The sequence below is a fragment of the Nostoc sp. C117 genome, assembly GCF_043099735.1.
Taxonomy (GTDB): Bacteria; Cyanobacteriota; Cyanobacteriia; order Cyanobacteriales; family Nostocaceae; genus Nostoc.
Genome location: NZ_CP170992.1, coordinates 163,435 through 175,750 on the forward strand (window position 1 = coordinate 163,435; position 12,316 = coordinate 175,750).

Here is a 12,316-nt window from a genome sequence, read left to right on the forward strand (position 1 = left end):
GCGTTACTTCCAGACAGCCCTGTGACTTTCACGAGAAAATATCCTCATTTGTGAATCATTAATTGACCGCAAATCTTACTTAGAGGATAAAGTGGCCGCCCCAATCAAGCTAGTGTGTTATTTTTCTGTTGTGTATGGGCTGCACGCGATCGCATCAACTCTTTTAAATACACTCCTATCTTAAGTTATGTCCTGCTGCCACTTTATTTGTTTTATTGTCTGGTCTTTCTAGCTGTTCAGTGCTATGAGTGACAAAACAAGGTTACCAAGTTCTAGCAAATTGTAAAAATCGAATAGCTCAAGTTTTAAGTTAAATATTTTCCCTACCTTATTACTTTCGTTAGTCAACTAGGGGAGAGAAACATTCAGTACGAAAGACTTAACCTTTTTGTTAGGCTGTGATATCTTTATAGCTTCAATTTCAAAATAGTTTTTCGCAGCTTCAAGAGTTGTAAAATTTTTTGTATATCTCTGAGCGTCTGATTTACGATAATCTTGCTTACTCCATTTATCACAATAAAACCAACCAATAAGGTAAACTCCATGTTGACAACTGATATCGCTAAGATAGCGATCAAAAAGCTGTTCTTTCATTGAAGTATTAAGTTCTTCATTCCATGTTCCCTTAACTTCTATAATCACACTAAAAGATTCAACAGTCTGATAATTACCATATTTTGAAGTACAGTCGATACGCAAATCTACATAATCTGTTCGATTAATTTCGACTTCACGACTAACAATCATGCCTAATGGTTTAAGTTCGTTATCTAAGTGCCTTTTTACATAAGAAGATAAGTCATCTTCATCTTTAGGTGTAAATAAATTTTCTTTGAAAATTTCATTTTGTTGAGTTTTGATGGTAGATTCCAAATTAGGAACTATTTTGTATAGTGGCTTTATAATTGTGAGAACCAACTTCTTCAGTACACTAATTTTCACCTTATTCCACAAATCCATTACAGGTAAACTTTCATTATCCTGAAGTTTATTCTCTAATCGCTCTAAAGATTCATAAACTAGATTAAGCAGCTCATCTCCGCTACGAATGAGACGTACTTGACGATTCCTTGCTAGTCCAAGAATATCTTGAGGAAGAGGGCGAGGCCAAGTTTGACTACGAGTTTTAGCTTGAGTATATAAAAGAACTGAATTCAACCAAAGTAGCTCTGGAAACTCGCTTTTAATGCGTTGCACTTCTACCACGGCTTGTGGAGTTCCGCGTTCTCGAATATGTTTCAAGACAGCACTTTTTAACTCAGCAATATAGTCTCTGATGCCACGAGTGTATATACCATAGTGTTTAGGATCTTCAGCGTAAGGATATTGATGAGCAAGCCAAATAAAAAAATCTGCTAACTCACCTTCAGATAGTCTAGAGCCAATATTAACAAAGACATTATCATACCGTATAGCATCCTCAACAACCGCTCGACCAAAACTAGAATTTTGTTGAAATAATGGCCATAGGAAAGACCATCCAGCATCTTCTGCAAAGCTTAGAAGTGTTGAAGCTGCAATTATTGGCTCTTGCCAACTCTTAAAGTAAATTAAGAGTAGCAATAGTTGTTGTTGCAGTAAAGGTAAAAACCACCATCTAACATAAAGATGATTATTTATGACTGTTGAAAGCCAGTCTAATATACTTTGAGTAGTATTGAGTACTTCTTGTTCAGAAATGGTTAAACTCTCAATGAATTTATGTAAAATATTTCTGACTTCTTGACTATTCTGTTTAATTAAAATCTCTAGTAAATTTCTCCATGTTTCCAGTTTCAATCTTGGTTGCTCTAGTTTGCTCAAAATTCTATGAATTAAGCAATTATCCCAGCAATCTCTCAAATATTCTACTAATGCTAATATATATGGTGGTTCTTCCTCGTCATATATATCTATAAGTTTAAGAACAGTTTGAATTGTTGTTTCTGGATTATTATCATACGCAATTTTAACTAATTCATATTTCACTTCATTCTGTTCAAATAAGCGACTACCGTAATCAATAATAATAGGTGTCCAATTATTCCAAATTTCTTTAGGAAGATTGAAAATAAAATTTTTTTCTTGTTTTAGAAGGATGTAAAAAGCCCGATATCCTGCCGATGCTGGTCTATATGCTTTTCCTACCCATGTTTCTACATTTGGAATTTGATTGCAAACATAATGTTTTGCTGCTTCTATAATCTTTGGATAAATTATAAAATCTAGATTCTGCCAGATTGGTAATTTTTCTAAATCAACCTCATACTCTAATAAATATTTATTGTCTAAATCGTAAGATATCCAATAGTTTAATTGCCACCAAGCATCTAAATTTTCTTCTAGAGATTTATCTAACAATTGATTGAGAGTTTGATTTATCTCTTGTAATGAAATTTCAGCTTCTTGGGCATGTTTACTCTCTATATATTGATTATCTAACTCTAAATTATTGTAATAATAATTTCTGGCATAATTTGCTTGCTCTGAATCCAACTCAATTGGATCTATATAGGGTGAAAAAGCTTCTTTTAATTCTGCAATATTCTCATTTATAATATATAATATTTGTTCTATATGTTCTCGATTTTGTAAATTAAAAATTTTCAATAAGAAGTTAATCCATACTTTTTTATGCTCTATAGTAATAGCTGTTTTCCAAGAATTGATTAACCATGAAAAATCTTCGCTCCTAACAATTTTTAAGCTATAAAATTTAGTATATAAATTTGGATTATCAATAATTTTTTTAAAATTTAGAAGTAAGCCTTCAAGTTTAGAAAATGTATATTTTAGAAAGCTATACGAACCTGCTTTCACTGCCAAAATTAAAAAATATATTTGCAAAAATGGAATGCTTTTATTAACGATCAGATCCGATATGGCTACTAAAAGCTTATAGCGTTTGTTATCATCATTCCATAATCCCAATTCAAATAATTTTTCAAGAGAACTTCCGCCAATTCTTTGATATTCAAACATTGCAGTTAAGATTGTCTCGGCAAGAGACTCTATAACCCCTGGATAATCAATAAATTCAAACCCCTTACTTATTAAAGAAATTATAAGTTTGCGAAATGAGGAATCTAAACCTTTTCCAGTTCCATTTTCGTCAATCAACCTAAGTTGTTGGTTAAACCAAATTTGTTGTTCTTTAACCCATTCTAATGCTACTAGTAAATCATTCGGTTGAATATCTTTAACTAAATCCTCAGTCAAAAAATTTTCGTAGGCTCCGAATGAATTAGGCTTTTGTGGAAATGTAATTACACTGAATAATTCTGTTGCCGACAAGTATTTAGGCCAGGTAGCTTTTAAAGCATAACCTCTCAATGTATCCAGTTCATCTTCTGGGTTTTCGTTTATTAAAGGTTTAAGCTGGGCTTTTATTTCTTCATCGGCAATACTACAAATAGTTTTTGCTGCTTCTTGACGAACTTCCATAGATTGAGAAAAATCAAGAGCAATTGATAAAATTATAGATTGTAATTCTTTTAATTCACAAACTCTAGCAATATAAATGGCTAACTTTCTGAGTTCATTTCCTTGATTTATTCCTTCAATACAAGCTTTGAGTTGTTGAGATAAATTTGGATGATAAAATTTATCTCCATAAGTTAAAATTGGTAAATCATGAGATACTATTTTATTCTCTTCACAAAGTTGTAGAATAGCAGTAACTAATTTAGATCTATCTTCATTACTTTCAGTATTAATATTTCCCTTCAGTATAACTTCAGGGTCTGAATTTATAATTTCCTGAAACATTTCAGGTATTAGGTATACAACCCAAGCAGCTGTTCCATGTAACTGAGGAACAAGTCTGCCGTCAGGATGAAATAAGAGACTTTTCACCTGAGGTAAAGCCAAACCCTGTTGCTTAATATACCAAGCTGCTAAAAATTCAGCATAACTTTGATGTGTCCAAACGAGCTTATCAGCAGAATCATTAGAGTAGCGTGTGAAAAACCCTTTAGATAAAGTTTCTATTACAGCATCTTTATCTACCGAAATTTCGTTTTTGAAGCCGTTTCTCTCAAAATACTCATTGCCACCAATTAATTCTTCAACAGTTATGGTCGCATCCCTATCAGGGATAGCATCTAAATCTATTCCTTTCCAAATAACAGGGCGACCCGTAAAAATTGAGATAGCGGCTATACGTGCTGCTACAGCCAGACATTGATGCTCATCAAGTTTAATAAGTTGTTGGCGAAGTTCCGTTCGCTCTCTACAAAGCCTTTGGCAGCCTTTTAAGTAAAGATCTGCTTGATTAGAGGGAAGTTGCTTGTTACCATCTTGATACTCTGCAAGCAGTAATTTGAGAGTAACTGGTCTGGCTGCCAAAGGAACAAGCTGTTTGTGATGAATTTCTGCTAGAAATTCATCAGGGTTTATACTATTGTCAGTAGCAGCTAATTTAACATCATCTGCCGTTAGTTGAGCTAACTCATAAAGTCCAAAAGCATCATTATTCCAAATCTTTTTCAGGTTTTGTTCCAACTCCTTGCCCCAAGATCCAGTGCGGCAGGCAATACGCAGAAATAGACGATTTAGTTCATCTTTATGCTTATTAAATTCAATGATTAGTCGCTCACAAATATTCGGAATTCTGGATTGACACTCATCTAAACCATCAAGAAATAAGTGCAAGCAATATGTACTTTGCGTCCAGGCAAGAAAATCTGCTGAATTAAATAAATCGTTGTAAAGAGTTAGTTCACTCCCACAAGCTCCAAGGTTTACAAAAAGTACTTTGTCTTCTTGAGGAATAGAATTTAATTCACTATCTAGTGTGTGAGTTTTACCCATTCCAGACTCTCCTAACATAACTAAACAGGGAATTTTAGATATTTCCTGAAAAAGGACTGCATCTGGATGAGTAATAATTTTCTGTGATGGTAGCCTGTATACTTCTAGAAATCCAGTACTAACACGACTTGCACTTCCTGCTTTGTACCAAAACCGTTCCCATTTGTAATTTCTGTCAGTCATACCAAGATAGCAATAATTTTTTACTAAAAATTTTTCTTAATTTCTGACTTAGTACAAGTCAACTATAAAAGCGATGCTACTGATGCTGCTTTTGTTTAAACGATTTTAAACTTGCGTGGATGGTGTGAATACATTGTCTTACTAGCTTGTAAAGTATATTTTGTCTGAAACGGATGTTTTATGTTGCAAATCATAAGTTCTGTGAAGTAGCGATCGCCCTCCATGAGTTGGGCACATTCAAAAACCCCCAACATCTTCTCCTCCCAAACTGCCTGAGCCTTCCCCAAAAATCCAGTCGCTATCACTGTCGGCATTACCTTCGCCATCCACCTGAAGATTTAAGGAAGGTATGAGCTGTTCAATTTGGCTTTCAAGTCGGGAGATCGCCAGCGTTAAAGAAGCAAGTTGCTCCCTATCCTTCTTAATTTCATTTGAAATCCCCACCCGCAATTGATTTAACCGCTCCTGGAGGGTATGTACTTCCGTTTTGGTCGCAGAAGGAATATTCACCTTCTCGTCCAGGGCGGCGATTTGAGCTTTCAAAGCCTCAATTTCAGCAGCAGTTGCACTATCTGCATCATCCGCACTCTCTTCCACAAGTGCATTTCTAATACAATCCAGCACAAACTCCTTAAAAGTGAGGCGCAACTCCTCAGCACGCTGCTTGGCCTGCTTCACCAACTCCCGGTCTTCTTCAGACAGAAGTTTTATATTTATCTGCGGATATTCCACCATCGCGCGTCCCTTTTGTTGTGGAGAAGTGATTTCTAACCAGTTCTTTAACCATTTGCTTCGAGTTCTAATATTTACTTACTCCCCCTACCTCCCTATCTCCTCCTACTTCCCCAACTTTCCCCATTACCATCATCGCATACGGGATATCCGCGTATATACGATATAGATGATTCTAGATGAGCAATTTAATCGTGTCCTGGAAACAACTATCATAAAGATACCGGGAATTACAGTTCTCGGCATCATAATTATCAGTGGGGGTTGGGGATTTATATTATGGAAAATTTACCCGTCAAAAGCGTGGAATCACTTGCTGTGGAGGTAATTTCTCAGCCGCTTGATGAAGCCCGTATTACGCTTGTAGATTATTATTTCCCCAACCGCCAGAAAATTAATTCGACACAGCAGCTAATTGAGCTATGGGTGCATTCTGTCACTATTAAAAGCGACCAAACGCGACGGGCATATCGGCAAATTGGTTATGAGCTTGTCGATTATATGCAGTCGCGGTTTGGGATATCTGATTTGAGGATGGTAACCTTATTCCACCTACACGCTTATCTGGCTTGGTTGAAAGATGAAAAGCCAGTACGGGGAAAGAAAAATACTTATGGAATTAGTAAAAATACTGCGGCTAAATACACGGCAGCGATTAAAAGTTTGTGGGAGTGGGGTACTAGAGCTTCTATTGGTTATTTTGCTATCGACTTGGGCAAGGACTTAAGCATCCAGTGGGACGATAAGCTCGCAGAGCGGATTCTCTCGGAACGCGAGATTGCTAAGTTGGAAAAAGCGGCGATTGAAGTAGACTTACAACACAACACTAATAAGATGCATTGGCTGCTGTTTACTCTCATGTTTTACAGTGGGGTGAGGGCAGGAGAAATTGCCCGGCAAACTTCTGATTATGGTAAGCGCCTAATTACGCCGGGGTTATTTTGGCGGCAGTTTCGGGAGGATGGGGACTGTCTATTGTTAACTGTGACGGGGAAACGAAATAAAACCAGAACTATTAGTCTCGATCCGGAAACTAGTGCGGTGTTACTGGATTACCGTGGGGATGCCAGCAACGATCAGCCGGTGTTTCCTAGTCCCAGCCGGCGGGACAGGGGTAAACCTTTAAGCGATCGCGGGTTGCGACTAATGATGGAGGAAATTTCTGCTTGTGCGGGAATTAAGTTCAGCGCCCACTTTCTCCGCCACACTCACGCAACGTTGGCTAAAAAAAATGGAGCTTCTGATTTTGACTTGCAAGCAGATTTAGGCCACGCTTCCCCGGCGACAACTGCAAAGTACATTCACCATGTTGGGCGTGTTGGGACTTCTCACGCACTGCGTAAAAAAAGCAAACATAGGTAAAAAATAAAAAACGTAGGTGTACCCCTACGGGGAAGCCACTCCAGAAGGCATCGCCTCCGCCGGGCGGTTAGGCCATCGCACTCATACGCTCATCATGATAGTGTCAAGGTAGTTATCAAGATGGAAACACGCTCAGTTGTTCCTGTCCGCGGATAATTTTACCTAGATAATACCTAGACATTACCTAGATATGAGCAATACAGGGAGAACAAAGAAGCTAGCATCTTTCAACTGTGACCAAAAGATGTGGGAGCAGTTTATCGCCCGTTGCAACTCGAAAGGCACGACGGCAACAGCGACGCTCACCCGTTTTATTGAGCTATACCTAGATGGTTCTCTAGATGACCTTGATGCAATTGCTGGTAATGAAGATAAACGTTTGGACTCTTTAGAACAAAAAACTGAAGAGATAACAGCCCAAATGAAACAATTTGCTGAGGCGATTATTAAAATTCAAAATTATCTCAACAACCAACCGAAACGGCAGAAGAAATCGTACAATAATAATTCATATTATCAAGGGCAAACTCCTCGAATCCAACCGCTAACGGAAGAAGGTTTAGCTTCAAGACTTGGTGTAAGTGTAGAAACTATACGCGAGCAGCGAATTAATCTGCCACCACCGCTTTTTGTGGGATGGTGTAAGGGCAAGGATAGATCCGGTATGGGGTGGGAATTTAATCAGGATACGGGGTTATATCATCCGGCAAGTTAGAATTTTTATTAATTTTAAGAATTTCTGAATTTACACTGATTCGCTCTGTTAATGCGATCGCGGGTAAGAAAAAGAATAGGGCTTTAGTTCCTCCTGGAGATAATACCGCGCTAACACCACGGCACTGGCTCGTGTACACAAACAAAACTTCCCTCCACATAAGGGATTAGAACCAACAGAGCGTTCTGATTATTTTGTAACTGAAAGCTAAAATTTTAATAATGTAGAGGCTGACGAAGCAATGCAGGGAAATGACCGAACTATATAAGGCTGGAATCATTGAGGTAACAGAAGCCGAAGCCGAAGATGAGGATGAAGATTTATTTGAAGTCGCGGTGCATTTTGACGGCGATATTTTTCTTCCCAGCGTTGTTTTTGAAGGCAAAGACCACGCCTTGCGGCAAGCTAAAAAACTTTATGATTGGCTAGAAGCTAATCCAAAAGAAATTAAGGGTGAGCGACTACGTTGGCAATCATACACAGTTAATCGCGAATCTTTAAGAGAATATCCAGCTTGCTATTTACCCTATTACTACTCAAGATATGAGCAAAGTTTAGAAGTTTCAATTTTTGAGCGAGACCAAGAAGCCATTGCTTATGGTTGGTTGAGTGCTGAACCTTTACCCTACTATGTGGATAAAGAAAATAGTTTGGTAGTTATTGGAGAAATTTCAGATGATGCTGTGCTAGCTGGTTGGCATAAAGCCACTGATATACGCAGTTCCTTTTACTCTTTTATTTAGTAGTAAAATAGCCGTTATAAGCTTTAAGAATAAGTTAATAACTAGGAGCTTTAGGTGCAGCGAAAAATCGAATTAAAAAGAGGTAGCGATAACACATCTGTTGAAGCATATTTGGTAGATTTAGGACAAAGACACGTTGATGATTATGTAAATGATTGGGTCGAAAAATTAAGGTTATTTATTCAAGAAGACAAATACTGGGACTGGATATTTAAATTAAGATATATTGCTAATCAAGCAAATCTTGAAGGTTATGCAGTTGAGTGCGAAAACACAACTCAAGGATTAATGATAATAGAAACACAAATGCACGGTTCCCGGTTGAATATTGGTAAGAGACTAGTTTATGTTGATGGTATTGCAACTGCCCCCACTAACCGAATTGAAATTCAGCGTCCGCCTCAATTCAAAGGTGTTGGTCAAGCACTTTTAAATTTTGCCAGAATTAGAAGTGTTGAGCTTGGGTATGAAGGTAGAGTTGGGTTGCATTCTTTACCAAGGTCTGTAGGATTTTATGAAAAACAAAATATGTTTAACTGCGGGCCTGAAGAAGAATATGATAATTTGGTTTATTTTGAGTATGGTGTATTGAGACGGAGAGCCGGTGAAAATTTATGAATCATCAACAGCAAAATAATAATTCTCAGGTGAATGAGCCAGTCACAACCCAAGAAGCTATAGATTTACTTTTTGGTGAAGGATGGCTCGATGAGGCTGTTCGTATCGAAGATGAAGCCAATTGCACTATTGGTGCTGGTTTGGATTGGGGTAATGCACTACCACCTTTAATGCTTAACCTTCCTTTATTTGGTCGCCTATCAACGCTGCGTGTATCACTTAACCGTGAAATCAGGCTAATAATTGAAACATGGGATTTAGGTGTAGGTACAAAAGCGGCAACGGAGACTGCAAGGAGATGCATTAAAGAACGGTTGCTATCTCCTGCGCCTGAGCTATTACCTTACTTAGAAGCCACCCTGCTGCAAGATGATTTATACGGTGAAGAGTTTATATCTAACCGCGAAGTTCTTAAATCGCTACTTGCAGTACTGCTTACTGATTCTGATAGAGCAGAAATTGCAGAGACATCTGCTAATTCAATACGCGCACAAGTTATGTCGCAGGTGAATTTTTCCGAAAAACTTTCTGCTTAAATACTCAATATAAGAACAACAATATTGCATCAAATTAAATCAAATTCATCAAAGCAAAGGAGCAACCGCAAGAGTAGTATATCCTCTGCGTCAATCATTAGCTTGCTCCACTAGAAATCCATACTGATATCAAAGATTTATATTTTATTTTTTGGCGTAACCTGCGTTATTCAATTACAATAATCAGTGCATATCTATCTTTTTTTAAAATTTAAGACTTCCTTAACTACGCAATAAATTTATAAACCAAACTGAATATAAAAAATTAAGTATATTATGATAAACATTAACGATATAATCAAAATTATTTTTGTGTAACCCAAAAGGACTGATTAATGACTAGCAAAACCCGCAGTCGCTATTCTTCAAACTGGGATACTATCGCACTTGAGGTCAAATCAAAATCCGACTGGAAATGCACGCGCTGTGGTATACAATGCTTACGCCCAACTGATAAAAGAGATGGGTTAAATCGTAGAGAACGCAGTATTAAAACTTTAGTGGTTCACCACTGGAATTATCTGCCCGAAGATAATCGAGTCGAGAATCTCGCGGCTTTATGCACGGCTTGTCATCTGCTGTTCCATACGCGACGACGGGGAAACATATCACCAGGACAACTATCTTTGTGGTAGAAAAGCCAGTGGTTAAAGACAAATCAATAGTAGATAGTTATGAGAAAGGTAAAAAATAAATATTATCTTTCTAAGTCAATAGCACAACATTTGCTGACGCAATAACTTCATTGAAAAATTGAAGTTGTATAGACATGAAAACTACTACTAATTCTAATCTAAAAGCTAACAAAAAATTAGTAACCTCTGCCCAGCAAATTCAACAAATAAGCACCTTAATAAGCGAGGCGGATTACTACGACTACGAAGCAGAATTAGCACAAGAAAAGTCAGATTACTATCACTTGCGGTACGGGTACTAGATTCAATTTCTCTTCAAGCATCAACTCTTCCTAGTCAACAAGCAGTAGCAGGTAAATAGGTAACTGCTACTGGCTTTTCATATCAAAAAGTAAATCATGACTCAAGCAATTGAACGCGAAATCAATCAACTCACGCTCAAAGAGTTAAGCTTAGATGCTGCTAAACTCTGGTCACAGATAGAAGAAGCAAGCGAGTTAGGCGAAGAAGGTAAAGTAGAACAACTCGTACAAGAACTGATGGGTGTTCAAGATGGTATCGAAACCAAAATTGATGCGATCGCCTGGGTAGTTGACCAGTTAAATCTTGACCTTGAAACCTGGCAAGAAAGAAAAGCACGAGTAGCCGAACTCCACGACCGGGTAATTTCACGTCGTAAAACTCAACTTGAACAAATCAAGCGTACCCTGATCCATCTGCACGAGATTGGATTAATCAGTGACAAAAATATTGGTAAGGAAAGGGTAATTGAAATCAGGGATAATCCGCCCAAAGTCACTAACTTACTAGTAGAGGTAGACGATCAAGATTTTCCTGATGAATTTAGAGTTATTAAGTACCAAGCTAATAACAAGGCAATTCTTGAAGCCTATAAATCTGGTAAAGATATTAGCGATGTTGCTGAGATAACTATTGGGAAACAGGTACGGTTTAAGGTGCAATCAGCTACTAAGGGGCGCAACAAGAAAAACCACAACTAATGGCATACGCCTCAAACATATAAATCAAACACAGGTATATCCCATCATTTTACAAATATATCATCAAATGGTTAAGAGTCAAATCTTAATCATTTTTATTTTTTTAAAAACTCTACCTCAATTTTAAACTTATTAAAAAAATTATCAAAACTTTGCTTAGATTTAAAATCAGTGAATATATAATCGGTAAAACAGTAAATATCAATTTTAGCAGCAGTAATTATGTGCCGGACTAGGTACAAACATCGTTACGATAGGTTGGTATATTTAACCTTCTGTGATGTGGTTCAGTAGGTAATTGCAATTGATTATATATTTTCTAATTTCCAACTATCAAGATGATAATTCAAACTAGCCTTAAGTTTAATCTTCAGGTATGTAATCACCATAAATAAAAATTAAATATTAGCTATCGGGAGACACCTTCAAATGTCATATCATCAAAATCGAAGTATAGTTATCCGTAACGCTATTATCAACAGTTTGTTTATTATTTGGTGTTTAATTTGGCGTACTGGTTTGGGGCTAACCTTTTTCATCATCTATGCTTCCCTGGGCTACATATATAACTGGCCATTCTATCTTCCCATTTCAATTATTTTGGGATTTGTCCCTTGGGGCTGGAAGGTACAAGAAGAAAGAAGGATTAGAGAAGAAGAACAAAAAATGAGGAATTTGAAAAATCAAATTGGGGATGGTTTTATCTATGCCAAAGCCGAATCAAATGTCGAGATAAATTACAGGGTGGTTATCTTCCTAAAATCAGTATTTGGTCTATTCGTTAGCGGATTTTGGGGAATAATACTTGGCTGGAAAGCTATTTTGGGAATGATACTACAGTTAGTTGATAATATTAGAACAGTTGTTAGATATATGTAGAGTGACATCTTTATCTAAGCAAACCAAGCCCAAGATATTTCATCACTGTTACACCATTGATTTATTCTCGGATCTTTACTTCAGAGTAAATTTACACAAGCTCACGCTTTGATATCAATAG

Annotated in this window: 11 protein-coding genes; 9 read left to right on the forward strand and 2 right to left on the reverse strand. The window is 37.1% G+C overall.

The annotated features are described in order from the left end of the window. Nucleotides 1-348 precede the first annotated feature (348 nt). Nucleotides 349-4,974, reverse strand: coding sequence for an NACHT domain-containing protein (locus tag ACFG4S_RS34540; RefSeq protein ID WP_392536205.1), 4,626 nt, complete (start codon nucleotides 4,972-4,974; stop codon nucleotides 349-351). A 237-nt stretch (nucleotides 4,975-5,211) separates the two neighbouring features. Then, complete coding sequence (locus ACFG4S_RS34545) at nucleotides 5,212-5,706, reverse strand: hypothetical protein (protein ID WP_392536282.1); 495 nt, start codon at nucleotides 5,704-5,706, stop codon at nucleotides 5,212-5,214. Between the two features lie 279 nt (nucleotides 5,707-5,985). Between ACFG4S_RS34545 and ACFG4S_RS34550 the strand changes: the two genes are divergently transcribed. The 9 genes from ACFG4S_RS34550 (at nucleotide 5,986) to ACFG4S_RS34590 (ending at nucleotide 12,195) form a co-directional block, all read left to right on the forward strand. Beyond that, a complete protein-coding gene (locus ACFG4S_RS34550) occupies nucleotides 5,986-7,068 on the forward strand; it encodes a tyrosine-type recombinase/integrase (RefSeq protein WP_392536206.1) in 1,083 nt (360 codons plus the stop codon). Nucleotides 7,069-7,312: 244 nt separating this feature from the next. Next, nucleotides 7,313-7,783: a hypothetical protein gene (locus ACFG4S_RS34555; protein WP_392536207.1), complete on the forward strand. Its 471-nt coding sequence runs from the start codon at nucleotides 7,313-7,315 to the stop codon at nucleotides 7,781-7,783. Between the two features lie 251 nt (nucleotides 7,784-8,034). After that, nucleotides 8,035-8,526, forward strand: coding sequence for a hypothetical protein (locus ACFG4S_RS34560; protein WP_392536208.1), 492 nt, complete (start codon nucleotides 8,035-8,037; stop codon nucleotides 8,524-8,526). Between the two features lie 54 nt (nucleotides 8,527-8,580). After that, on the forward strand, nucleotides 8,581-9,144 hold the full coding sequence (locus ACFG4S_RS34565) for a GNAT family N-acetyltransferase (protein ID WP_190591997.1): 564 nt from the start codon (nucleotides 8,581-8,583) through the stop codon (nucleotides 9,142-9,144). Continuing rightward, entirely contained in the window at nucleotides 9,141-9,680 is a 540-nt protein-coding gene (locus ACFG4S_RS34570) for a hypothetical protein (RefSeq protein ID WP_392536209.1), read from the forward strand. Before ACFG4S_RS34565 ends, ACFG4S_RS34570 begins: the two co-directional genes overlap by 4 nt. 335 nt (nucleotides 9,681-10,015) lie before the next feature. Further along, nucleotides 10,016-10,315 (forward strand): HNH endonuclease, encoded by a 300-nt coding sequence (locus ACFG4S_RS34575; RefSeq protein ID WP_071524687.1) that lies wholly within the window; start codon nucleotides 10,016-10,018, stop codon nucleotides 10,313-10,315. A 134-nt stretch (nucleotides 10,316-10,449) separates the two neighbouring features. Then, the gene (locus tag ACFG4S_RS34580) at nucleotides 10,450-10,617 is read left to right on the forward strand and encodes a hypothetical protein (RefSeq protein WP_010993844.1); all 168 of its coding nucleotides are present in this window, start codon (nucleotides 10,450-10,452) and stop codon (nucleotides 10,615-10,617) included. A 96-nt stretch (nucleotides 10,618-10,713) separates the two neighbouring features. Next, the gene (locus tag ACFG4S_RS34585) at nucleotides 10,714-11,316 is read left to right on the forward strand and encodes a siphovirus Gp157 family protein (protein WP_392536210.1); all 603 of its coding nucleotides are present in this window, start codon (nucleotides 10,714-10,716) and stop codon (nucleotides 11,314-11,316) included. Between the two features lie 429 nt (nucleotides 11,317-11,745). Continuing rightward, on the forward strand, nucleotides 11,746-12,195 hold the full coding sequence (locus ACFG4S_RS34590; protein WP_392536211.1) for a hypothetical protein: 450 nt from the start codon (nucleotides 11,746-11,748) through the stop codon (nucleotides 12,193-12,195). The last annotated feature ends 121 nt before the right edge of the window (nucleotides 12,196-12,316 follow it).